Raw genomic sequence first — 25,913 nt, 5'->3', positions numbered from 1 at the left:
GGAAAACTTCGTCATATAAACAAGCTACTTTAACCTAAAATACTCAACCTCACTATATTCACACTATGGATTAACAGTTGTAAAATATCCTTCGGGTACATCACGCACACAACGCACATGATAAAAATTATTAACTTGATTTTCTTTATTCCATCCTCCTGGACAAAATATACGATCCTCCAACACAAAGCCATACCGTACATTTATGTTACTAAATTGAGTACAACATGCGGTACTGGATTTAGATTCTATCACTCCTGTTGCATCCAAGGCTGAAAGTTCCACCAAATTAGGCATACGCCAATTTCGATATGTCACGCCATTATAAGTCTCACTATAATTGCTGCAAGGATCTAATTTCGTACCATCATACATTATACCATCTACAATTCCTTTAAAACCTATAAGATATCCTAATCGATAAGAATCCTTAAGATTCTCTTTAGCAACAAAAATACCCTCATAAAAAGAGTTTTCAGCTTCATCTTCATTATGAGAAGCTAATGAGCCACTTGGGATACGTTCACGGTACAAACTTTCAACCAGTTTATCTTTAAATTTCAATACAGTAGGCCGCAATCCTTCGCCATCAATTTTATCTACAGTAGAAGCAGCTATTACACCACTGACTGTAGTGACATCTTGCACTCCCGATTCTATCGCCGGCAACACGCGCACACACCGTATAGGTAATTCCCCACTATAATAAGTATTCTCGGCACCATAGGAACCTTTCTCTACAGCCCAATAAACTCGCTTGTTTTTCGTATCCTTATAACCATAACTACTAGTATAAAAAATGGAACCCTCGGGCAAATAATCATTAGGATACCTCTGTGCTGTCATTTCATTCTTATCACCTATATAAAGTTGGGCAGCATTAGAAATGGCGCGTGAAGCAATTCCCATACGAATATATTCATTTAGCGAAGCCAAGTACCACCGGATTTCACTATCCTGAATTTTACCATCTCCATTTAAATCACGATTACGTGACATACAAGCAGCATAAGCCCCCTTCGTAGCTTCAGGATAAGCTTTTACCAATTTATGGGACTTATGGTCAGTAGATACAGTTGAAGTCCAGCCATTAAATGCCACATTAACATATGCATCCCACTTCTCATCTAAATTATATACAAGGATTCCATTCTCCTCTGTATTCGCTCCCAACAAAGTCAGCTGATTAAAACGTCCGTCAGAATCATCCAAGGTTTCATCTGGAATAGTAGAAAGCCCTACCGGTCGGAATGGTTTAACAAGAGGTGTTTCATTATAAGTCTCAATGCCAAAACCATTCAGCTGCACACTACGAGTATTGTAAAAGGTCTGCATACACAACTGCGAGATATACGAATGAAGCCGGCTGAAAGAACTATTTCCATCTGGCGAAATATCAGTACTCATCGCAATAATCATCTCACGAGGTATTTTGTTTGTCATCACATTCCATGTGGTAATTCCTGAATGAGTCAAAGGATGTTTGTAATAATAATATTCATTGACAAAAGCCGTAAAACGGGCTACATATTCACCATTATCATTCTTAGTCACAATTATCCTATCTTCGTTATACGCATCTATAGAATTATCAAGACTTTCACCCATATATATTTTTTTCACTACTTTTCCCATAGCTACAACGATATCATAAACGTCGAGTAAACGTTTACTATCTTCTGTGGGTTGTCCTCCATATACATAATTTGCATCTTTGACCAAACCCGACAAATCTTCACGACTCCATTCAGAAACCCCCGGATAGGAAGCTAAGGTTTCTTTTTCTTTCTGAGGCCAGAATTCAATCCATCTGTAATCAAAACCTTTAGTTGGGAAGTTGCCTATCCCGGCCCCTTCCAAAATATTTTCTTTAATACTAGCAGGGTCTTGATTATTACGAACCGCATCCGCATAAAGCTTATAAGGTTTCAATGTACCACGTTTGTTGCGCACCGTATAATCTTCTCCCGTATGGGTATAATCCATGGCTTCAGACTGGATAAGCAAAATTAAATTATCAGCGATGGCATCATCCAATGTCTGTCCATCAGATAATCCTTTAATCAATCCACCTGCAATATTCGTAAGATTATACTCCAAATATACTTGCTCATAATGAGCATCCAATTGATAATTATATACGGTATGCGTATTATCAAATATTTCTCCTTCTGCCCCAGGTTGCAGTTCATCCTCCTCCTTAGTTGCTTCTACAATAATGTTATTGACCCCCAATACGGTCAGATTGTAGGTATAACTACAATTACGTTCTACAGAAAAGTTGCTATAATTTCCTGTTTTAGAACTAAAATCGCCTAAATGAACAGTATATTCCACGTTTCCCACATAAGAAGTTGTTTCTCCAGTATCTTTATCAGTCATGGTACCAGAATAATTTCCAGAAATTACCACAAATGTGCTAGTTTGTGGAGCATATATCCACTTTTTTTCTCCAGGAAGAGCACTGGTATTGTCTCCTGATGAATCCCATCTATCACGGTCATTATACTCCAAATTCTTATTTTCATGAAGAACCTCATCATACACATTCTCTGGCATATAAAAACTAAATGAATAGCTTCCTCCACTCGCAGTTCCTATATTTGTCGCTACATAATTTATAAATTCAAATCCATCTTCTGGGTTTGTTTTTTGAGGATCAGCCGTATTCATATTTGTCAGAAAACTATTCACAGGGATATTATAAACCCGATAAGAAGTCGGTGTAAAAGTACCACTAGCACCTTCTGGGGCAGCCTCGATATTAAACGAAATCCGTGCCATTGCGCGTTCCATCCTTACAACAACATTTTTAGCTGCATCCCCATAATCTCCATAGCTGGACACACTTCCATCCGTATAAAAAACGACTCCCGTGTTCCATCCAGAAATAAGCATCTGCGAAGAAGATACAATTTGTATCGGTTGAATTTCCGTATTTTGTGTTCTTAATTCATTTCTCAAATGAATGACTGCCTCTTTCAACTCTTCAAAAGAAGAAGTCTGTGCAAGTGTACCTAAATAAGAAAGATTTTCCCAAAAGCCTCCATCTTCAGCCACAGAACTTGTATTAGCTACTGCCAATAAATCTTTAGCACCAGAAGTTGTATTAAACGTCGCAGCATAAAGATTATCGCCGGCAGAAGAAAAAGTTAAACTTCCCGACATCGAAGAAACAATTTGCTCATATTCACCCGTAGTATGATTATAAATAAAAATTATCAGATTGGACAAATTTGAAAAGGAATTGTCATCGGCACGGGTTACCACCACATCCGAAGGCACGGCAGAAGAAAACTTCATTGTCACAGTTATAGGCTGTCCTTCCACCACACTACTTCTTTTCACCAAATCGTCTTCCCTGCAACTCGCCATAGCCAGCCACATTATCCCAATTATAAGCAAACCTTTTGTCAATGTATGCAATATTCTTTTCATTTCATATCCTCCCTCATCTTTCTATTCTATTCAAAAGCTGGAATATCCATTTCTTTCCCTTCCCACGGTAGTACTTCACAATTCACATCTTTTACACTAATTTCTCCTCTTGCACTTATTCGTATGAAAATTGAATACCATGCATTTCGTTCTATCTTTGACAAATAAACCCTTGATGTATAGTTGATACCCCCAAGCGTATAAGTCAACATTATATAATACCTCGATTTCTCATCTACGAGTGTCTGATTGTAGATTTTCACCTGAAGGTTATTCCCCCCCGCCAGATTTTCAAGAAGATAAGGCTGTTCCAAAGTCATTTGAGTAAAATTCTCTTTATAAGCTTCAAAGCTTCCGCTATCAGGTGCTTCCGTTTTAGATAACTTGGTAGTTATCTCCTTACCCTCAGACGATGTAAATAATATCCTCGACAGTGATCCGACCAACGAACCTGAGTTTCCGAACAAATAACCTTTTTCCGGCACCTGATGAAGAGAAATCTCATTTACAGACAATGTGCTTATATCAGATTCTCTCGTGCAATAAATATCCACTTTTGCTACAGATCTGACAGCATCAATACTCAATGAATATTCCTCCTGCCCCGCAACAACCGATATATTTTTTATACCACTCATTGGGACCTTGTTATCTCCGTCATAAGAAGCAGCAAGCTCAAACATAAGTTCTTTCAATTGAGATGGAGTTAAGCTTTCCGGCGATGTCAGGTTGTCTACGTTCAACAACAAATAGAAATTAAGTACCGCTCCATTTTCAGCATTAACCTCAGTTTCCAAAGTAGCCTTTAAATCCACCCCTACTTCAGGAGCCGTAGTCCATTGAGGATTATTTTTTATATATTTAACTAGCTTGCCCCCATTATAGATCCATAAATGAAAATTATCAGGAGCTTCATCCGTTTCTGCCCTGGTTGTAATATCCAGAGCAAGCTTTATCGTTTCCTCGTGCAAAGAAGGATCTTCTGCATAAGGAGACGCATTACGACAGCCTGTCAAAACCAACAGCACCATCCAGCCTATATTGAATATTAATTTCTTGAACATCTTTCAGATAACTCTCTTTCTCTTATACGTTATTTCTTCACAAAATCTCACAACGCAATATTTTGCACTCGTTTGCTCCAGCCCAGTACTCCAATGGAAACATTGACATAACTCCAACTATCTCCTGAAAGGAAAAAGGAGAGATTATAATCATAACCACGATCCAGAAATTCTTGTTTTGAATAACGGTGTAATTCATCGTAATTGCACAAACGGCTGAGCAAATCAGGCAAATTCACCTCAATTACCACTTTTCCAGTCTGCCTGTTACGCACTATCAGCACTTCGTCATCTGCCACATTTTCATGTACAAATATGCGTGAAGTCATAAAATCAGCATGTCCCATATTGCCCACAGCAGTATTACCGCTTATCTCAGGATCTTGCGTATTCCAAGTAACATACGGAGTACATACTGCCCTCATGCTGTTATCGGCAGAATTATCATGATTCAGTCGTACATTTGCTCCCGTAATATAAAGTTCATAGTCATTGATATCCATCACGTTCGGTCTGTCAATATCTCTCAGGGTGACACTGATATATTTGGTGTCTCTCACCAGCGACAAAGTCTGGTAAACAAACTGTCCTTGAGAAATCTCAACAGGAACATCAGACATGGCATGCCACAACGTATCAAGCGGCATGTTTTTGTGAGCTATATATACTTTATTGTCAGCTTCTGTCCGGTAGTCAAGTGTTATCTGCAAATCTTCCATACGACTTTCCTCTTTCAAATCCGTCCGTATGAACTTTGCCCCTTCTTCATCAAGAAGGTCCTCATATTTTCTCTGAGAAGCAAGTGCAATGAAACGATACTTTCCGTCAGGCAAATCCAGATACATGGAATAGTCTTTATCCTTAAGCGGCAAATAATCTCCTTCATTTCCCTCACTCTGGCTAGTTACATAGTTTCCCTGCTCATCAAAAACATACAAAGTTACTTCTCCTACATGATCGGCAAACATATCTGCACGCTGAAGATTATAGTCGTACTTAAAATTTATGAATACTCCCCTGTCGCAACCTTCACGATCATCAAATATAAGGTCCGTACATGACGAAAAAGCCATACCTGTCAAAAGGAACATCGGCAAGGAAATCTTCATTGTATGTTTAAACCATGTTTTCATAAAAAACTATTTTATCTGTAAAGATTTATATTATTCCTCACGAAGATGCTCCCAAAAGCGACACTGGCTACAATGGAAGCATCCTCATGAGAATAAGCTAAAGAACTGACATCAAATAAACTACAAATCTACCCCTTGCGAGCGTTTTGCCCAAGAAAGGATATTAATTGTACAGTTAATATAACGATGCTCCTTATCTGCAGGGTCTTTCGGTAAGTCCGGTATTTCCGGTTCACCAGGACCATCCACAGAATTAATAACCAATTCATACCAGTTATTGCGTACTACGCCCCAACGTCCTAAATGATCATTATCGGTATAGTCATCCAGGCTTACGATTTCCTTTCCTTTCGGAGTGTACTCATCACCGAAGTGCTTAATCAAAGAAGAATAATAATAGGTCACTCCACCTTCATAGAATTTAATAGGATTATATTCTGCTAAAATAGCTTCAGCACGTTCCTCAGACAATCCCGTTGCACCTCCCGTTATTTCAAATACAGCTTGCAGCCCCGCAACATCTTTTATAGTGGCAGCCTTTGCACCGTCTTTCAACTTCAGCGTTTCACCAGAAGCCAATCCTAACCCTGCATTATGCAAAGCCACAGTAAACGCTTGAATAATTTGTGCTTCTTTATAGATACTAGAAACATCATTGCAAATAAAGAAATTATCTCCCTTCTGACTTCCGCTAGGTATAAAAGTAGCTTTCAGCAATACCCCCGTCAGCTGGTCATGCTGCATAACCTTGGCAGCCGTTGTATTCTCTGCACAATAAGCTACAGGTTCACTGCCTAGCTGAGTTCCATTATTCGCCGGATTTATCCATGGAATTGAAGCAGAGACATTAGTCCATATATTAAAGTTCTCAACCAAAGCTTCATCTGCAAGTACGGTATTGTAATTCGGATCAATGCCCCAATATGTACGATACGGTCCAACAACCTTCCCAACAAACCGGTTATAGCCACCATCCGTAGCACCAGTATTAAAATAACCAATCCATTCGTTCCAAGCCGCAGGGGTACCTGTACCAACCACATTACGCACCAGATAATTTTTTTTGTTGGTATTTTGTAAAACCCATCCTCCAAATTCTACTGTAGCTCCAGGATCAGTACCATCATCTCCTACCGTCAATATATTATTACTACTATTAATCTTCACATTAACCTTTGCAGCTACACGTTCCACATAAATAGGATTCGGAGTAGCACTCTCTGCTGAAGGTTCATCATCGTATACATCTAACTTCACCAAAGTAGTAATCTGAGGATCCCACCCAGCCGTTCCGCTTGTTACAGTAACTTTATCAGATATAGGCGCATTAGTCATCATAAAATTACCTCCATTGTCAGTAGAAGCAATTTTACTCAAATCCGTAACCGATGCATTGGCAAACAAGTCTGTTAATTTTCCTGTAAACTTAGCAAGAGTTCCAGCCACACCATACGTCAAGTCAGCTCCGGAAACTCCAAAATATCCGGAATTGTTAACAATGGCAAGCGCATATACATTTTGGTCTGTGCCCGGTTTTGGAACATCACTAATCATGTAATCCGACCGAGTCGTAACATTATCCGTTGCAGTACCGGGGGTTGAGAAATCCAAAGAATTCGTCAAATTCTTTGCCCATTTACATGTAGCAGAAGTTTCATCTGTTCCATAGAAAAGAGCCAAAATCAAATCGTTAACCTTATATTCTGCGGGCAAGCCACCGTCAAAATTGTCATTTGCCCTTGAAGAAGAGCCAGAAGTGGTTGGCAGATTAATTGCAATTTTTACATACCCGCTTCCAGATGAAGATGTATCACCATTCTCGTTTCCACTATTTCCCAAGTCATCATTGCAAGCACTAAACATCCCCGCCGCAACTAAAAAACTTAAAAAAATTATACCATTTCATAGTCATAAAAATTAAATTCAACTCTATTCTTAATTATTTCAAAAAGTTCATGTTATGTTGAGCTTCAGGAAGCTTACCCTCTAAAGCTTTACCGATATGCAACCGGGCATTTTCATAGTCCTTGAGTAAAATGCAAGCCACTCCACGTGCATTTTCCACTTGAGGGGAATCAGACTTCACCTTATCCAGATATACAAGAGCTTCTTTTGCCCTTCCCTGTTCAAGCAGAGCGTTTGCCGCATTTATATTAGCGGTATCATCATGTGGATACATTCTTACGGCCACATCAAATACATAATTAAAATCATCTGATCCCGGCTCGTAAGTTTGTGCCACAGCAAACATTTCTTGAAGGCTAAGACGTTGAGGAGCCGTTCTTACTAATTTTTTTGCTTCTTCCAAATTAAAACTTTTTATCACATAATTAATACGATAATTAGTCCGTCTAAGCCCCGGATAACAGTTTTTCAATAACTCCTCATAAGAATCAGGAAATTTTATCTGCATCTGACGTTCTTTTACGTCCACATCAGAAGGTCCATTTTCTATATATGCTAAAATGGCCTCCTTATCTGAAAGATTCGACGACCGAAGATATTCTACTAACCCTTTCCAATTCTCAGGTTCATAACTTGACTTAATAAAAGAGTCAGTAAACCCATATTTATCAATAAGATAATTTCTCAAAGCATTCGTACGACCTTTGGCAAGCCGTTCGTTTAACTGATAGCTACCTTCCGGTGAAGCATATCCGCACAATTCAATAGAAGTAATAGTAAAATCCTTGTCGTTTTTAACCGTATCAATAGAAGAAATGATACGCTTCAACTCCACTGGATTTTCTCTGTAACCAGGATCAATATTCGTACGGTTCAAACGAAAATCCAAATAAGCACAGCCGCTCAAGTCACGCGACTTAACGACCTCGGCTTCAGGAACTACATAAGCCAGATAAGGTTCAAAAGACACATCAGCCTCTGTCAAATTAGAAAGTGCTCCAGGAGACACCTTGCCACAACCACACAAATCTTCTACTATTTGCAAACGGGAATGATCCATCCATTCCACATAAGGCAAAGTCACTTTATAATGAACAACCTGTGTCTCCTTACTTTTTTTTACGACACTACAATATACTTCATCAGAATAAACCGCATCAGGATTACGCTGAAAATAAATGTGACGCGTACGCCCCATCACTTCAACCGGAGGCAAATAAACACTACCGACTCCATCAGACTGAATATATCGTGGATGCAACAAAATGGAGTTCTGAGATTTTACTTGTATTTCAGAAATATCAATCGTCATACTAACCGTCACACTGTCACGCTGTCGTGTAATGGCAGACTCTGTCACCACAGCTCCGCTCTGCAAAGTTTGCTGAGCATACACATCGGCCACGCACAAAGTAACCGAACCCAATAGACCGAACAGTAATAAATTTCTTTTCATGATAGCATGTCTCCTCAAACTTTTAGAACGCATAAATAACACTTAAAGCCACCTTTGTAGGACCAATGTAATGATGAGGTTCGTCATCTTTCAATTTTTCCCCACAATGCACACATTCATATTTATCAGTACGAGTATAAATATACCCGAGACCTATTTCGGCCTCCAGACTCCAATGTTTGGACAGCAGCCACTGATAACCGTAGCCTATACCGCCTCCAACCATCCAGCCCTCATAACGATGATCTTTCAGCGAGCCAAAATCTGTGTCAAACAACTTGAAGTCGGCATCAATATTTCCAATATTGTAGATTCCTCCCACAAGATGAAAGCCTAAAAAGTGACCGTTAAAACGCTCACAGAACCAGTAACGTAACTCTGGCTGTGCCAGCCAATGTTTCCATTTCCTATTGTTGCTGAATGTCCATCCATTATAATTACCAGATAAATCGAACGTCCACTTTGGAGCCAGCCCGACTTCCACCCCTAAATTAACAGTAGCCGTCGCATCATAAAGCAGATTCGTTTTCACAGTCAATTTTTGAGCCGACAATGAAACACTGATAAGCAACATACAACATAGTAAGATTTGTTTCATGATTCACCCTATTTATCTCATTTATTATCTATTTCAACTAATACTATATAATTAGTTTATTATATATGCGCTCTATTATTACAAATTTAGCTTATAAAACTTACCCCGTCAACAATGAACGGTTATTTATTGTAAAAATATCAATAAAATATAAAATAACACTATTAAAAACTTGCTAGCACTACTCAAAAAAAATAAAATATCTTACAATAACTCCGAAATATAAAATCCTACAATTTACTATCATACAGAAATATTTAATTTCAATACTAAGATCTGTATTAATAGAAATACAAAAAACTAAAAATACTGCTTTTATCCATACATCAATTTTACAAATTATGATAAGGACAATGAAAAACTTTCTTTTTTACTCAAATTCAAACGAAAGAAATATAATTCTTTGACAAGAGCATTAGACAGCAACTATATCGGATATTTCTTAGTTATGACAATTCGCAGCAATATTCCGAATGCCAAACATAAGCAGAAAACCAAACAATACCATTTCTTTTTCGAACACATAAATGGCAATACCAGTCACGGCTCCATACGCTCCCAGCTGAGAATCTTGTGCCTCATCATGTTACCGTGAAACAATCTAATGCAAACGAAGTAATTCTGTGATTTCATAGGCATAAATACTATTATCGCATTTCAGCAGCAGTCTTTCCAGTATGTAACTGTCACCCGACTGCCCATAGAAAGCAACCGAACGATTCAAAATTGAGATTATACGCTATCTTTTCTTTGGTGATTCGGTTACCAATACTTAACTATACACATTTTTTAGAACACGAAGTAAAAAATCAAAAAACAATGGAATAAAATGTAATAAGAAAAAGCGACTTGTATGTTTCTCCACCATAAAACATAGGTTTCTCACCGCAAAAACGAACGTTTTCCCCATGAAAAACATACAGTTTCGCGCTGGAAACTTAGAAAAAATATTGACAATTTGCGAAAGAGAACAGAACATTTTAGCAAAGGTAAGTCATGCAAGTATGGCAGAATAGAAAAATATCCGTATCTTTAGCGCCCTAACCCCTTACTATTTCAACATGAAAAAAATCAGTACAATTTTGTGGATGGCGGCAATATGGATGATGGGACTGATGCCGGTTCGTGCCGCTGCAGGAGCACAAGCCAGTGACCTGCAAGGTGAAAAAGGTGAAACCGTGATTTGTCGCGGAGTAGAAGCACATACCTCAGGACCAATGATTCAGGTGGGACAAGAAGCGCCCGATTTCCGTGCTGTCAATGCAAAGATGAAAGAAGTAAGTTTATCCGATTTCAAAGGAAAGAAAGTGATACTGAACATCTTCCCCAGTCTGGATACGCCGACATGTGCCTTGTCGGTACGGCAGTTCAATGCCCGGGCCGCAGGACTGGAAAACACGGTCGTGTTATGCCTGTCCATGGATTTGCCCTTCGCACAATCACGCTTCTGTTCTACCGAAGGGCTGGACAATGTCATTCCGCTGTCTGTATTCCGCAGCCATGATTTTGCCACGCACTATGGTCTCCGGCTGGCCGACGGACCTCTGGAAGGCTTAATGGCCCGTGCAGTCATCGTGGTAGATGAGAATGGAAAGGTAAACTATACCCAGCTGGTAGAAAACATTTCTCACGAACCGGACTACGAAGCGGCTTTAAAAGCTGCGCAATAAGCAGAAAGTGAAGGGATGCTCATTCCCTTCCTTTTGCATTAAACCGGAACCCTAACCCCAGCATCAGGTTGTTGGGGTCTTTAAAGTCATGCAACTGATATCCCACATGCAGGAAAAGATTCTTGGTGATATCGGTTTTCAAAGCCAGTATCTGATAGAATGAATCGGTGTCAGCTCCTTTGCAAATGACATTCCGACCGATACCCAGATTGATAGAGAATATCGGCATCACAACCTCTGCCCGCACGGAAAGCCCTACGGCAAACTGTTCGCGGAAAGGAGGACGATAGAACTTGATGGTCTCTGTATCGGGTTGCCCCACACTATTGGCTATGTAATTGGAAATATTGGCACTTTCATCGTACTGTGCATCGACCGACACACCAGCTCTGAAGTAACGGCTGAAATTATACATTGGCGTAAAATTCAGTCCGAGGATACCAAACGAACCAGGCACTAGCACAGGGTCTCCGCCTTCCGGAAACACCCCTTTCTTTCGGGTGGCCCCGTACACGATAAGGTCGTAACTGACGTAGGGTTTGAAAGGCGGACGCCGAACAAGGCCGGAAGAGGCATCTGCCAGCGCAGCACGCGATCCTCCTCCGAAATAACGTGTAAGACCGATAGTGGCTCCCAGCGTGTTCACTCCCGAATTGGGATAACCGGTATTCCCGTTTGAAAAGTGCGTTGCACCGATTCCTGCCCGTAAGTTCGTCTGCGCATCCAGCTGCCAGTTCAACAGGAAACTCAGGTGAATGTACGCATTCATTTTGGAACCTACTACTCTGTTGTAGGGATTCGACTCCACATCAAACTTCTTCCATCCGAAGGAAGCTCCGAAATTCCATTCATAGTCCAGTGACAACCGGGGAGTAAGACTGGCTATGCGCGAGGTCTGAAAGGCATATACAGACCAGGGATTCCCCAATTCGGAAGAATGGAAAAATGTGTTATACCCCACCCCGATTCCTTGTACGGCATGAGGATACATTCGGCCGAAATAAGAGTCTGGCGCAAACTTAAACCCATACTTCAAATGCACCGACAGATTTTTCCGGATGGGAGCAAACGTGGCATTGTTTCCGGCAAAAAACTCATGCGTAGGGAAAATATAAGCCGGCTTGACATCAATGCCTGCCATGTGAATCATTTTTCGGGAAAGGCTGTCCTTGCCATCGGCATAGAGAGAAAGTGCACGGAAAAATACAAGCGCACACATGCACAGTCTGACTGCAAGTCTATTTATCTTCATCAGTAATTGCAATAGGAATGATTAAATACTTAAACGGTTTCTTGCTGGAAAGCGTACCGGAAATTACCAGCTTCTTTCCGGTCAGCGAGTTGGAAAGATAGGCCTTATAAGGTACGTTATACTGCTCTATTCCATTATACACTTCCAGACGTACGTGCTTGCCAGCCTCTACCGTTTTCGATACCTTCAACTCCTTGTCGAGCCCCGCATCCAGCCGTTGTTCATGATGACGGAAAGAGACCTTCGTGCCATACAATCCCGGTGTGCCGTTCACGATATCCGGAATCTCCACCTGGGAAGCAGCATCGCCCAGCAACTTCCGTAAATCGTTTTCATCTCCTCCCCAGCCGCCATACTGCATGTAAAACTCCACGATACGGGCTGAATTTTTATAAGGATAAAAATACAATGTGGCGGGGCTACTGGCATTCAGGGTATTCACTTCCACCTGTTCTACGGGTTCCAGCATGTAATCGAAGGAAGAAAACTGACTCCAGTCGTATGCCACACTGTCTATCTGATATTTACGGGTAGGAGAAAAAGACACGCGAATCACCTTCTCTTCATAACGGTTGCCCACCCTGACAAATGTTTCAAACGGCTGGTCATAGAGGTTCTCACCGGAAATAAAATGTAACTCATTACCGTTTCTTTTTTCTATACGAAAATCCAGGAACGTATTCTTACAATACACAATGCCGGTTTCTCCTTCCTCAAAAGGAAGATATTTGGAGTTTTTTCCTTCCAGATCTGTGGCAGACACATCCACCCCTTCTCTCATATTCTCTATACCCAGAATGTCCCAGTTGTCTGCTTCAAAGCAAACAGTTACTTCTTTTTCTGTTTCGGATAAGGACACAGAAGGTTCTGACGACAGGAATCTGTCAACAAAAATATCGCTGTTGCATCCGGAGAGAAGCCACGCGACAGCAAGAATACCGCATTGCAGCATACGGAATGTGCTTTTCATCATCACATGTATTTACTTGTTCATAGGTTCGTTGACTAGCAAGCAGACGGGGAGCATTTATCCACCCTCAGCAAGCATTTTCTGGGCATAAAGTTAGAGAGTTTTTCAATATGACAAACATATTTCCGCAAAAAAGCCTGTCACTAACGCACTTTTTAGCAACATAAAGAAGTTAGCCAACAAGCATTATAATGTCAATGATTTTACGTACATTTGTCTGACATTCTATTAAACTCGCATACGTATGAAATATTTTGAAGTGACCTTTACCGCACAGCCGTGCAATGAAACTATCACAGATGTATTATCGGGACTGACAGCCGACATCGGTTTTGAAAGTTTCGTGGAATGTGAAAACGGCATGAAGGCCTACATCCAGCAGAGCCAGTTTGACGAAGCTGCACTCCAGCAAGTGGTAGAAGATTTTCCGATACCCGGCGCAAGCATCAGTTATTCCATCACGGAGCCGGAAGACAAGAACTGGAACGAGGAATGGGAGAAGAATTTCTTCCAGCCCATCGTCATCGACAACCGCTGCGTGATTCACAGTACCTTCCACAAGGATTACCCGAAGGCCGAATACGACATCGTCATCAATCCGCAGATGGCTTTCGGTACCGGACACCATGAAACCACCAGCTCTATCTTAGGAGAACTGCTGGAAGCTGACCTGAAAGGCAAATCGGTGCTCGACATGGGATGCGGCACATCTATCCTGGCCATTCTGGCCAGCATGAGAGGAGCCGGTAAGGTGACTGCCATCGACATTGACGACTGGTGTGTGAACAACTCGCGCGACAACATTGCCCTGAACGGCATTTCCAATATCACCGTAGAACTGGGAGATGCTTCCCTGCTGAACGGACGGGAACCTTTTGATGTAGTGATAGCCAATATCAACCGCAACATTCTGCTGCAGGACATGCCGGCTTATGCGGCTTGCATGAAGAAAGGTTCGGAACTGTACATCAGCGGATTCTATACGGAAGACATTCCGGTGCTGCGCGAAAAAGCAGAGAGTCTGGGCATGGAATACGTGCATCACCGCGAAAAGCACAACTGGGCTGCCGTGAAATTTATCATGAAATAAGCAAGCTGTCTAAATAACAGCAAAGGCTGTCAGCGCTTCAATGCCTTGACAGCCTTTTTCATGTCTTCACTCACACGGTAAGACTCACCGATTTTCTGAATAGTCTTACGGAAAGTAAAATCGTCCAGATGGCAATGGCGCAGAAAAGCCATGGTCTGTTCCGGAAACTTGACAAAACAGAATGAAAGTGCCCAGGCCACAGCCATGCGCACATAATATCCCTCATGACGAATCCCGTCGAGCAGAGAAAGGTACTCATCCAGGTGAGCTTCATCCAAGAAATAACTCATTCCCATCACTACGCCGAAACGTACCTCATATTCACCCGATGCTTTCATCCATTCTTTCAGGTATTCCCAAAGCCGCGCCTCGTTACGGCGGATAAAAGCTTTTCCTCCTCCAAACTTAAACGTATCGCACACCGACCAGCTGTTGATAATCCACACAAAACGTGTCACACGGTGAAGATAGACTTCCACATCCTCGTCGGGGCGGATGCATCCCAACACCATGCCTTGCAACATGCGTTCTTCCATATAAAACCCATCGGCTGTGTCAAAGTAGCGCTCCCAGTCTGCCTTGGCAATCCTTGCAGCCAGTTTCCGCAACGCCGGCAAACGAATGCCCAACACATGTTCCACCCCCGGGTGAAGTCCCTCGGTAAACTTGCGGTTTCCCTCTTCCGCCAGTATCAGCAGATGTTCTTTGACGGTCAGACCGTCCAGTCGAAACTCTTCCATACCTTATTATATAGCAAGATTTAAAATGTGGAACAAAGATAGGAAAAATTGAAAAATTTCCATCCATTTGTTTGGCGTTTTCATATTAATGGTTACCTTTGCGAGTGAAACAATAAAAAAACAAGAAAAATAACATTATGAATCTTTCTACGGTAAATACATTCTTCTGGTGGCGCCGCTTACAACTCCAAAGGTCGTAAGGGAACTCAGTCGCATGTATATACCTCAATAGTAATAGTATCACAGAAGGGCTGTCGTAACTTTACGACGGCCCTTTTTGTTTTTCACCCCTAATACAAGTACACTCATGAAAACTTATCAAGTAAACCAGGAAGGATTTTATGGAGATTTTGGTGGAGCCTACATACCGGAAATTCTCCATCGCTGTGTGGAAGAATTACGCAATGCCTACCGCAAGGTGCTGGCAGATGAAGGATTCCAGAAAGAATATAATGCGTTACTCAAGGACTACGTAGGACGTCCTTCACCACTTTACCTTGCTCAACGCTTGTCAGAAAAATACGGATGCAAGATTTACCTGAAACGGGAGGACCTGAACCATACGGGAGCGCACAAAATCAACAACGCCATCGGTCAGGTACTTCTGGCTCGGAGAATGGGCAAGAAACGCATTATCGCCGAAACAGGAGCCGGACAGCACGGAGTGGCCACGGCTACGGTATGTGCCCTGATGGGAATGGAATGTGTGGTCTACATGGGAAAGACCGACGTAGAACGGCAACGGGTAAACGTGGAACGCATGCAGATGCTGGGGGCCAGAGTGGAAGCCGTGACTTCGGGCAACATGACCCTGAAGGATGCTACCAACGAAGCCATACGCGACTGGTGCTGCCATCCGGCGGACACATACTATGTGATTGGTTCCACGGTGGGGCCTCATCCTTACCCCGACATGGTAGCCCGCTTGCAGTCGGTCATCAGCAAAGAAATCAAAAAGCAACTGATGGAACACGAAGGACGTGACTATCCGGACTACCTGATGGCCTGCGTGGGAGGAGGAAGCAATGCTGCCGGAACCATCTATCACTACCTGGACGATGAACGGGTGAAAATTATCTTAGCGGAAGCCGGAGGAAAGGGAGTGGAAACGGGATTGTCGGCTGCTACCATCCAGCTGGGCCGGCTGGGCATCATTCATGGTTCCAAAACCCTGGTCATGCAGGACGAGGACGGACAGATCCTGGAACCGTATTCCGTTTCGGCCGGACTGGATTACCCCGGCATCGGTCCCATGCATGCCAACTTAGCCGCACAGAAAAGAGCTACCGTGCTGGCAGTCAATGACGATGAAGCCCTGCGGGCTGCCTTCGAACTGACACGACTGGAAGGCATCATTCCGGCACTGGAGTCGGCCCATGCCTTAGGAGCACTGGAGAAAGTGAAGTTCCAGCCCTCGGACATCGTGGTGCTGACCGTGTCGGGAAGAGGTGACAAAGACATTGACACTTATCTGAAATACAAAAACAACCCTGAAATTTTTTAAACGAGAAAAGCCATGAAAAAATTTGCTTATACCACCCACTACAAAACGCTGCCCGGCGACTTGCATACGCCTGTGAGCACGTACCTGAAGGTGCGCGACCTGTTTCCGCAAAGTATTCTGCTGGAAAGTTCCGATTATCACGGAGTGGAAAACAACCGCTCTTTTATCGGACTGAACCCCATTGCCAGTTTCTCCGTAAACCACGGAATCGTGACCACGGTCTTTCCGGACAAAAGCCGTGAAGAACGTCCGCTCACTCCCGAGTTCCAGGTGGAAGATGCTTTCCAGTATTTCCTGAGACAGTTTCAGGTGGAAGGAGAATATGCCCGCTACGGAGGAGTGTACGGCTACACCACGTTCAATGCCGTCCGCTATTTCGAACAGATTCCGGTGAAAGACAGCAGCGACCCGAAGAACGATGCGCCGGAGATTCTCTACATTCTCTACAAGTACCTGATTGTGTTCAACGACTTCCAGAGCGAGATGGTGTTGGTGGAGTTGCAGGGCAACGACGAGCCGAGCCACATTGACGAAGTGGAGAAGGCGGTACTGAACCGCAACTACACCACCTACGCATTTCGGGCGACGGGCGACACCACCAGTACGCTGACCGACGAGGAGCACAAGGCCAATATCCGCAAGGGTATTGCCCACTGCAAAAGAGGCGACGTGTTTCAGATTGTGCTTTCCCGTCGTTTCATCCAGCGCTATGAGGGCGATGATTTCACCCTCTACCGGGCATTGAGAAGCATCAATCCTTCGCCTTACCTGTTCTATTTTGATTTCGGCGGTTTCCGGATTTTCGGTTCCTCTCCCGAAACGCATTGCAAGATTGAAGCGGGAAAGGCCACCATCGACCCCATTGCCGGCACTACCCGCAGAAGTGGAGACAGAAAGACGGATGCCGCACTGACCGAAGCCCTGCTGGCCGACCCGAAGGAGAATGCCGAACACGTGATGCTGGTAGACCTGGCACGGAATGACTTGAGCCGGAATTGCCACGACACGCACGTGGAATTCTACAAACAGCCGCAATACTACAGCCATGTAATTCACCTGGTGAGCAGGGTAAGCGGCACACTGGACAAGGAAACCGACCCGATTAAAACGTTCATCGATACTTTTCCGGCCGGTACACTCAGTGGGGCTCCCAAGGTAAAGGCCATGCAGCTCATCAGTGAAATAGAGCCGCACAACCGAGGGGCTTACGGAGGTTGCATCGGCTTCATCGGGCTGAACGGCGATTTGAACCAGGCCATCACCATCCGCACCTTCGTGAGCCGTAACAACGAGCTTTGGTTCCAAGCCGGAGGGGGCATCGTAGCCAAAAGTGACGAGAACAATGAACTACAAGAAGTAAACAACAAGTTGGGAGCATTGAAAAAAGCCATTCTCCTGGCCGAAAAAATATAACACACCATGAAAATTGTCATCATCGATAACTACGACTCATTTGTGTACAACCTGAGTCATGCGATAAAAGAGTTAGGAGCAGAAGTCACCGTGAAACGCAACGACCAGTTCCGGCTGGAGGAACTGGAGGAATTCGACAAGATTCTGCTGTCGCCCGGTCCCGGTGTTCCGGAAGAAGCCGGCCTGCTGCTGGATGTCATCCGCAGGTACGCCGGAAAGAAACCGATATTGGGAGTCTGCCTGGGCGAACAAGCCATCGGCGAAGTGTACGGAGGAAAGCTGACCAACCTGGATGAGGTGTTCCACGGCATACAAAGTCCCGTCAGCCTGACTGCGACGGACTATCTGTTCGAAGGACTTCCCTCTACCGTACAGGTAGGAAGGTATCATTCCTGGGTAGTCGACCAAAAAGATTTCCCGGATTGCCTGGAGGTAACCGCCGTAAGTGAAGAAGGATACATCATGGCACTCCGTCACCGCACACTCGATGTGCGAGGCGTACAGTTTCATCCGGAATCCGTTCTCACCCCCGAAGGGAAACAGATGCTGGGCAACTGGATACACCATCAATAAAGAAAACCCTATTTTCTCACTCATAAAACTTAGATACACAATATGAAACAAATACTGAAACGGATATTCCACCACGAAGAGCTGACACGCGAAGAAGCCTGCACGCTGATGCAGAGAATGACCGGTGGTGAGATGAATGAAGCACAGACAGCCGCCCTGCTTGCCGCCTTCCAGATGCGCGGAGTCAAGGTGGACGAACTGGTCGGCTTCCGCGATGCCCTGCTCCAGGCCTGCGTACCTGTCGACTTGCATGAATTTCATCCCATTGACATCGTGGGTACCGGAGGAGACGGAAAAAACACCTTCAACATCTCCACATGTGCCTGCTTTGTCGTGGCCGGAGCCGGTTACCGGGTAGCCAAGCACGGAAACTACGGAGCCACTTCGGTGAGCGGAGCCAGCAACGTCATGGAACACTACGGCGTAAAATTCACAAACGACGCAGACAAACTGAAACGTTCCATCGAACAATGCGGCATGGCTTACCTGCACGCTCCCCTCTTCCATCCGGCCCTGAAAACCGTGGCTCCCGTGCGGAAGGCATTAGGCGTACGTACCTTATTTAATTTATTAGGTCCGCTGGTCAACCCCTGCCATCCGGCCTGCCAGTTGTTAGGAGTGGCCGACCTCCCACAGATGCGGCTTTACACCAACACGCTCCAGAAGCTCGGCATCCAGTTTGCCGTGGTCAACAACCTGGACGGATACGATGAAATCTCGCTGACCGACGAGTTCAAGGTGATGACCAACCGTTACGAAACCATCTATCGTCCTTCGGAATTAGGTTTTTCCATGGCACGCCAGGAAGAACTTTACGGAGGAAACACCCCGGAAGAGGCGGCCGCCATTTTCGACCGGGTGCTGCATAATGAGGGCAGCAAGGCACAGACCGACTGTGTGCTGATTAATGCCTCGTTTGCCATCCAGGCACTGGAGCCTCAAAAGAAAATAGAAGAATGCGTGGCACTGGCCAAAGAATCGCTCGAAAGCGGAAAAGCCCTAGCTACTCTACACAAGTTCCTTACTCTTAACCAATAAACAAACGATGACTACTGATATCTTACATACCATTGTGGCCCATAAGCGCACAGAAATTGCCCTTCAGGAAGAAGCTGTATCTCAAGACTTCCTCATCCAGCAGTTGGGTACTCCACGTCCGTCAAAAAGCCTGAAGCAGGCACTGGCTGCATCGCCCTCGGGCATCATTGCGGAATTCAAACGACGCTCCCCGTCAAAAGGAGATATTGCTCCACAGGCAGACCCGACCGTCATCGTCCCCGGCTATGAGCGTGCTGGTGCTTCCGGCATCTCCGTACTGACCGACCCGAAATTCTTTGGCGGCAACCTGAAAGATTTGCAAGCCGCCCGCCCACTGACACACCTTCCGGTGCTACGAAAAGATTTTATCGTCAGTCCCTACCAGCTATATCAAGCCAAGCTGGCCGGTGCAGATGTGGTGCTTCTGATTGCAGCCGCCCTGACCGTAGACGAATGTAAAGCCCTGGGAAAATTGGCCCATCAGTTAGAGATGGAGGTCCTGCTGGAGATACACACGGAAAAGGAACTCGACTACCTGCACGAGCATGTAGACCTGATTGGGGTCAACAACCGGAACTTAGGCACATTTCATACGGATGTGGAGAATTCGTTCCGCCTGGCCCGGAAATTGCCGAAGGAACTGCTGTGGGTATCCGAAAGCGGCATCTCGCAACCCGACACGTTCAGGCAATTGCGTGAAGCCGGTTTCAGGGGATTTCTGATGGGAGAAACTTTCATGAAAACGCCTTCACCGGAAAAGGCTTTGTCGGACTTTCTTCAAGCTCTTGCCTTATGATTGTCAAAGTGTGCGGCATGAGGGTGGCGGAGAACATCCGTCAGGTGGAGCAAACAGGGGCCGACTGGATGGGATTCATCGACTATGAAGGTTCTCCCCGCTATGTACCGGGCGTACCGGAATACCTGCCAGAGTCGGTGCAGAAAGTGGGAGTGTTTGTCAATGCTTCCCTTCCGCGAATCCGGGAAAGAGTGACGGTATGGCAACTGGATTTCGTTCAGCTTCACGGAAAGGAATCGCCGGAGTTTTGCCGGGAAGTGCAACAGATCGGCCTACGCGTCATCAAGGCCTTCTCCTTGCATACTCCTGGCGACCTGCTAGCAACGGAAAGTTATGCCACCTGCTGCGACTATTTTCTGTTCGACACTCCCTGCAACGGATACGGAGGCTCCGGCAAAAGCTTCGACTGGGAAATCCTGACGCACTATCACGGCGAGACGCCTTTCCTGTTAAGCGGAGGACTGAAGCCTGAAAGCCTGGATGCATTACTGAAATTCAGCCATCCCCGCTGGGCTGGCATCGACCTGAACAGCGGCTTTGAACAGGCTCCCGGCCTGAAAGATGCGGCTGCCCTCTCTGACTTTATTTACTCTTTCAAACAAAACAAGTACAACCTCTAAAAACTTACTGATATGAATCGCATTGACCAATTATTCCAGACACATAAAGACCACGTGCTTTCCATTTATTTCTGTGCAGGTACCCCGACCTTGGAAGGTACTGCCGAAGTCATCCGCACTTTAGAGCGGAAAGGAGTACAGATGATTGAAATCGGTATCCCGTTCAGCGACCCGATGGCCGACGGCCCCGTCATTCAGCACGCAGCCACACAAGCCCTGCGCAACGGCATGACGCTCCGCAAGCTCTTCGGCCAGCTGGAACAAATCCGTACAGATGTCCGCATTCCGCTGGTACTGATGGGCTACCTGAACCCCATCATGCAGTATGGTTTCGAGGATTTCTGCCGGCAATGTCAGGCATGCGGCATCGATGGCGTGATTATTCCCGACCTTCCTTATAAGGATTACCTGGAAAGCTATCGCCCCATTGCACAACAATACGGCATCCACGTGATTATGCTCATCACGCCGGAAACCAGCGAAGAACGCATCCGGCAAATCGACGCGCATACCGACGGATTCATCTATATGGTATCTTCTGCGGCCGTGACGGGAGCACAAAAGGAATTCAATGCACAGAAGCAGGCTTACTTCCAGCGTATCAAGCAAATGCAGTTGCGAAACCCACGGATGATCGGGTTCGGAATCTCCAACAAATCCACTTACGAATCGGCAGCGGCATACGCCTCCGGATGCATCATCGGGAGCAAATTCGTGACCTTGCTCGAGGAGGAAAAGGATGCCGGAAAGGCCATCGACAAACTGTTGGAAATGCTAAAAAACGAAGGATAATTAATCATTCTGCTATTTTTAGCGGCTTATTCTTTCAGTCAAAGCATATTTTTGCTATCTTTGTGCCAAACTAAACGAAGCATCAAATGATAAAACCAGATTATCCTTCCGTATTACTCATCTACACTGGAGGTACAATCGGTATGATTGAAAATCCGGAAACCGGTGCCTTGGAGGCATTTAACTTTGACCAACTTCAGGAGAACGTACCGGAACTGAAACGGTTCAACTACCGCATTTCCTCTTACCAGTTTAACCCTCCTATCGACTCCTCGGACATGGAGCCGGCCTTGTGGGCCAAACTGGTCAAAATCATCCAATATAACTACGATAACTTCGACGGGTTCGTGATTCTGCACGGCACGGACACCATGGCTTATACCGCTTCCGCACTGAGCTTCATGCTGGAGAACCTGAGCAAACCGGTCATCCTTACCGGAAGCCAGCTGCCCATCGGTGTGCTACGTACAGACGGAAAGGAAAATCTGATTACTTCTATCGAAATAGCCGCAGCGAAACATCCGGACGGAACTGCCGTAGTACCGGAAGTCTGCATTTTCTTTGAGAACCACCTGTTGCGCGGAAACCGTACAACCAAGATTAATGCAGAAAACTTCAACGCGTTCCGTTCTTACAATTATCCGGCACTGGCCACGGCCGGTATCCACATCAAGTACGAATACGACCGTATCCGGAAGGTGGATCCCAACCTGCCCATGCATGCACACTATGTCTTCGACACGAATGTGATTATCCTGACACTTTTCCCGGGTATTCAGGAAAACATCGTGCGCACGGTACTCAACACACCCGGTCTGAAAGCAGTAGTGCTCAAGACGTACGGCTCCGGAAATGCGCCCCAGAAGCCCTGGTTCATTCACTTGCTGGCAGAAGCTACGGCAAAGGGAATCGTCATCGTCAACATTTCACAATGCCAGACGGGTATGGTAGAAATGGCACGTTACGAAACCGGTCTGCACCTGCTCGATGCGGGCGTCATCAGCGGATATGATGCCACCGTGGAAAGCGTGCTCACCAAGCTGATGTTCCTGCTCGGCCACGGGCTTACTCCCAAAGAAATACGCTGCGAAATGAACCGTTCCATAGCCGGAGAGTTTACCAAGCCCGTGTTGTAACCTAAATGTAACATCTATTTCATAAGGACGAAACAAGAAAGGGTCATCTTTGTAACGAAAACTAAATCACATTGAATTTTGTATTAATTAATAGAAAATACGCATGAACGATTACCGGATTTTAGTTGTAGACGATGAAGAAGACTTGTGCGAGATTCTAAAGTTCAATCTCGAAATGGAAGGATACATGGTAGATACTGCCAATTCCGCCGAAGAAGCCTTGAAACTTGAATTGCCACGTTACAACCTGATACTGCTGGACGTGATGATGGGAGAAATTTCCGGATTCAAAATGGCCAGCATGATGAAAAAGAACAAGGATACACAGAATATTCCTATCATTTTCATCACTGCAAAGGATACGGAGAACGATACGCTGACCGGATTCAACCTGGGAGCGGACGACTATATTTCAAAGCCTTTCTCTCTGCGTGAAGTCATCATGAGAGTAAAGGCCGTGTTACGACGCACAGCCGGCGTACAGACTCAGGTGCCCGAACAGCTGATTTATAAAGGATTGTCTGTCAACATTCCGAAGAAGAAAGTAACCATCAACAACGAGGAAATTTCATTAACGAAAAAAGAATTTGAAATACTTCTGCTCCTGTTGCAGAACCAGGGACGCGTATTCTCCCGCGAAGACATTCTGGCGAAAGTATGGCACGATGAAGTGTACGTGCTCGACCGTACGATTGATGTGAATATCACTCGCCTTCGCAAGAAAATCGGTGAATACGGTGCTTGTATCGTAACCCGTCTCGGTTATGGATACTGTTTCGAATGTGAATAAATTACGGTGGCACAATCATGACAAAATTTTCTTATCGCATCCTCCCTTTCAGTCAGAGGCTGTTTCTTTCTGTCATATTCCTTTTTCTGGGATATGCAGTATGCTTCATGCTGTTTCAATACAAACGCGAAAAGGCTTACAAAATAGAATTACTGAATACGCAGTTGCAAAACTATAACAACCAGCTGTGCGACTTTCTGGCCGATCATCATGGGGTCAACTCTGACTCCATGCAGAGCTATGTGACGACTCACATGATGCCGAATCTGCGGGTGACGCTTATTGAGCCGTCGGGGAAAGTCGTGTACGACAATACAAATGCTAACTGGAAAAGCTTTGCCAACCACTCTTCACGCAAGGAAGTGCAAGACGCACTCATGTATGGAAGCGGCTATTCCATCAGCCGCCAGTCGGAAAGCATTCAGGGAGAGGAATATTTTTATTCCGCACGTTATTATCCCCCCTACCGCATCATCATACGGTCTGCCCTTCCCTACAACCTGAGTCTGGCAGAACACTTGCAAGCTGACTCCGGCTACCTATGGTTTGCGCTGATTATCTGTCTGGTACTGATTTTCATCTTCTACCGTTTTACTAGGAAGCTGGGAAAGTCCATCACCAAACTGCAACAGTTTGCCATGAAGGCCGACCGGAACGAACCGATTGACATGGACATCCTGCAAACGTTCCCCAAGAACGAACTGGGAGAGATTTCACAACACATCATTAAGATATACAAACGCCTGCACCGGGCGAAAGAAGCTCTCTACATTGAGCGTGAGAAATTGATTTCGCACCTTCAGACCTCACACGAAGGATTAGGTGTCTTTACCAAAGAACGGCAGGAAATCCTGGTCAACAACCTGTTTACGCAATACATCAACAACATATCCGACCGTAATCTGCGTTCTACCAATGAAATTTTCGACATTCCGGAACTGCAGCCCATCATTGAGTTCTTAAACCGAAACGAAGGCAATTTCAGCAAAGAGGAAAAGCGGTATGCCATGCACCTCAACAAGAACGCTCGCTCGTTCACCTTGGAGTGTATCATCTTTCAAGATATGTCGTTCGAAATATCCATCAACGATATTACCCAAGAAGAAGAACAGGCCCGCCTGAAACGCCAGCTGACACAGAACATCGCCCATGAGCTGAAAACGCCCGTCAGCAGCATTCAGGGATACCTGGAAACCATTATCAGCAACCCGAACATTCCGCAAGAAAATGTCCGTGTCTTCCTGGAAAGAAGCTATGCCCAGAGCAACCGCCTGACCTTCCTGCTACGCGATATCTCTGTGCTGACCCGAATGGACGAGGCACCGGAACTGGTAGAAAAGGAACAGGTAAACCTGAGCAAGATTGTAGAAAACATTTTGAACGAGGTGGCACTCGGTCTGGAAGAAAAGCATATCACTGTGGTGAACAAGCTCCCGTCGGAAGTCATACTGACTGGAAGCAGCTCGCTGCTCTACTCTATCTTCCGCAACCTGACCGACAATGCCATAGCCTATGCGGGTAATGACATACAAATCACCATCAACTGCTTCCGCGAGGATGAGAAATTCTACTATTTCAGTTTCTCTGATACCGGCGTGGGAGTACCCGAAGAGCACCTGAACCGACTGTTCGAACGCTTCTATCGGGTAGACAAGGGACGTTCACGGAAATTAGGAGGTACAGGTTTGGGACTGGCCATCGTGAAGAACGCCGTGTTGTTCCATGGCGGAACCATCTTCGCCAAGAACATGCCGAAGGGAGGACTGGAATTTGTCTTCACACTGAAGAAGGATATACAAGGATAAAGCGTTACTTCATGAGGCTATCATCTGATATTTTTTAGAGCAAACATAAGATAAGGGCTGACTTCATTTGTGAGGTCAGCCCATTTTTGTTAGAATTCTGCTGCCAAACTAAAAATAACACAAGTACGTT

21 protein-coding genes are annotated in these 25,913 nt (G+C 44.8%); 12 read left to right on the top strand and 9 right to left on the bottom strand.

Annotated elements, in window-relative coordinates:
- Positions 1-63 precede the first annotated feature (63 nt).
- The 6 genes from BACPLE_RS15640 to BACPLE_RS15615 all read right to left on the bottom strand — a co-directional run bounded on the left by BACPLE_RS15640 (position 64) and on the right by BACPLE_RS15615 (position 9,594).
- Positions 64-3,438, bottom strand: coding sequence for a DUF4906 domain-containing protein (locus BACPLE_RS15640; RefSeq protein ID WP_007563730.1), 3,375 nt, complete (start codon positions 3,436-3,438; stop codon positions 64-66).
- A gap of 26 nt (positions 3,439-3,464) precedes the next feature.
- A complete protein-coding gene (locus BACPLE_RS15635) occupies positions 3,465-4,502 on the bottom strand; it encodes a DUF4906 domain-containing protein (RefSeq protein WP_007563728.1) in 1,038 nt (345 codons plus the stop codon).
- Between the two features lie 47 nt (positions 4,503-4,549).
- Complete coding sequence (locus tag BACPLE_RS15630; RefSeq protein ID WP_007563726.1) at positions 4,550-5,635, bottom strand: FimB/Mfa2 family fimbrial subunit; 1,086 nt, start codon at positions 5,633-5,635, stop codon at positions 4,550-4,552.
- 120 nt (positions 5,636-5,755) lie between these two features.
- The gene (locus tag BACPLE_RS15625) at positions 5,756-7,528 is read right to left on the bottom strand and encodes an Mfa1 family fimbria major subunit (RefSeq protein WP_262501116.1); all 1,773 of its coding nucleotides are present in this window, start codon (positions 7,526-7,528) and stop codon (positions 5,756-5,758) included.
- A gap of 46 nt (positions 7,529-7,574) precedes the next feature.
- A complete protein-coding gene (locus BACPLE_RS15620) occupies positions 7,575-8,996 on the bottom strand; it encodes a DUF3868 domain-containing protein (RefSeq protein ID WP_040313338.1) in 1,422 nt (473 codons plus the stop codon).
- 22 nt (positions 8,997-9,018) lie between these two features.
- Positions 9,019-9,594 (bottom strand): DUF3575 domain-containing protein, encoded by a 576-nt coding sequence (locus BACPLE_RS15615; RefSeq protein WP_040313337.1) that lies wholly within the window; start codon positions 9,592-9,594, stop codon positions 9,019-9,021.
- 1,115 nt (positions 9,595-10,709) lie between these two features.
- Here BACPLE_RS15615 and tpx point away from each other — a divergent pair.
- Complete coding sequence (gene tpx / locus BACPLE_RS15610; RefSeq protein WP_050792119.1) at positions 10,710-11,264, top strand: thiol peroxidase; 555 nt, start codon at positions 10,710-10,712, stop codon at positions 11,262-11,264.
- A gap of 19 nt (positions 11,265-11,283) precedes the next feature.
- Here the strand turns inward: tpx and BACPLE_RS15605 are convergent, their stop codons facing one another.
- Together BACPLE_RS15605 and BACPLE_RS15600 are read right to left on the bottom strand one after the other, a co-directional pair.
- A complete protein-coding gene (locus BACPLE_RS15605; protein WP_007563712.1) occupies positions 11,284-12,516 on the bottom strand; it encodes an acyloxyacyl hydrolase in 1,233 nt (410 codons plus the stop codon).
- Positions 12,503-13,489: a hypothetical protein gene (locus BACPLE_RS15600; protein ID WP_007563710.1), complete on the bottom strand. Its 987-nt coding sequence runs from the start codon at positions 13,487-13,489 to the stop codon at positions 12,503-12,505. Before BACPLE_RS15600 ends, BACPLE_RS15605 begins: the two co-directional genes overlap by 14 nt.
- 241 nt (positions 13,490-13,730) lie before the next feature.
- Between BACPLE_RS15600 and prmA the strand changes: the two genes are divergently transcribed.
- A complete protein-coding gene (prmA, locus tag BACPLE_RS15595; RefSeq protein ID WP_007563708.1) occupies positions 13,731-14,576 on the top strand; it encodes a 50S ribosomal protein L11 methyltransferase in 846 nt (281 codons plus the stop codon).
- Positions 14,577-14,605: 29 nt separating this feature from the next.
- On the opposite strand, the gene BACPLE_RS15590 is transcribed toward prmA, so the two are convergent.
- Positions 14,606-15,316, bottom strand: a complete 711-nt coding sequence (locus tag BACPLE_RS15590) for a DNA alkylation repair protein (protein ID WP_007563706.1) — start codon at positions 15,314-15,316, stop codon at positions 14,606-14,608.
- Positions 15,317-15,623: 307 nt separating this feature from the next.
- Between BACPLE_RS15590 and trpB the strand changes: the two genes are divergently transcribed.
- From trpB to BACPLE_RS15540, 10 genes are all read left to right on the top strand, one after another.
- Complete coding sequence (trpB, locus tag BACPLE_RS15585) at positions 15,624-16,820, top strand: tryptophan synthase subunit beta (protein WP_007563704.1); 1,197 nt, start codon at positions 15,624-15,626, stop codon at positions 16,818-16,820.
- A gap of 12 nt (positions 16,821-16,832) precedes the next feature.
- Positions 16,833-18,233, top strand: coding sequence for an anthranilate synthase component I family protein (locus BACPLE_RS15580; protein ID WP_007563702.1), 1,401 nt, complete (start codon positions 16,833-16,835; stop codon positions 18,231-18,233).
- Positions 18,234-18,239: 6 nt separating this feature from the next.
- On the top strand, positions 18,240-18,806 hold the full coding sequence (locus BACPLE_RS15575; RefSeq protein ID WP_007563700.1) for an anthranilate synthase component II: 567 nt from the start codon (positions 18,240-18,242) through the stop codon (positions 18,804-18,806).
- Between the two features lie 42 nt (positions 18,807-18,848).
- Complete coding sequence (gene trpD, locus BACPLE_RS15570) at positions 18,849-19,844, top strand: anthranilate phosphoribosyltransferase (protein ID WP_007563698.1); 996 nt, start codon at positions 18,849-18,851, stop codon at positions 19,842-19,844.
- A 7-nt stretch (positions 19,845-19,851) separates the two neighbouring features.
- Positions 19,852-20,640, top strand: a complete 789-nt coding sequence (gene trpC / locus BACPLE_RS15565; RefSeq protein WP_007563696.1) for an indole-3-glycerol phosphate synthase TrpC — start codon at positions 19,852-19,854, stop codon at positions 20,638-20,640.
- Positions 20,637-21,260, top strand: coding sequence for a phosphoribosylanthranilate isomerase (locus BACPLE_RS15560; protein ID WP_007563694.1), 624 nt, complete (start codon positions 20,637-20,639; stop codon positions 21,258-21,260). The genes trpC and BACPLE_RS15560 overlap by 4 nt, the downstream gene beginning before the upstream one ends.
- 12 nt (positions 21,261-21,272) lie before the next feature.
- Positions 21,273-22,052 (top strand): tryptophan synthase subunit alpha, encoded by a 780-nt coding sequence (gene trpA, locus BACPLE_RS15555; protein ID WP_007563692.1) that lies wholly within the window; start codon positions 21,273-21,275, stop codon positions 22,050-22,052.
- Between the two features lie 86 nt (positions 22,053-22,138).
- Complete coding sequence (locus BACPLE_RS15550; RefSeq protein ID WP_007563690.1) at positions 22,139-23,188, top strand: asparaginase; 1,050 nt, start codon at positions 22,139-22,141, stop codon at positions 23,186-23,188.
- A gap of 103 nt (positions 23,189-23,291) precedes the next feature.
- Complete coding sequence (locus BACPLE_RS15545) at positions 23,292-23,978, top strand: response regulator transcription factor (protein ID WP_007563688.1); 687 nt, start codon at positions 23,292-23,294, stop codon at positions 23,976-23,978.
- A 17-nt stretch (positions 23,979-23,995) separates the two neighbouring features.
- Positions 23,996-25,783: a sensor histidine kinase gene (locus BACPLE_RS15540; protein ID WP_007563687.1), complete on the top strand. Its 1,788-nt coding sequence runs from the start codon at positions 23,996-23,998 to the stop codon at positions 25,781-25,783.
- Positions 25,784-25,913: the final 130 nt, after the last annotated feature.

Source organism: Phocaeicola plebeius DSM 17135, assembly GCF_000187895.1.
Lineage (GTDB): Bacteria > Bacteroidota > Bacteroidia > Bacteroidales > Bacteroidaceae > Phocaeicola > Phocaeicola plebeius.
This window is presented reverse-complemented; position numbering and strand designations above follow the sequence as displayed.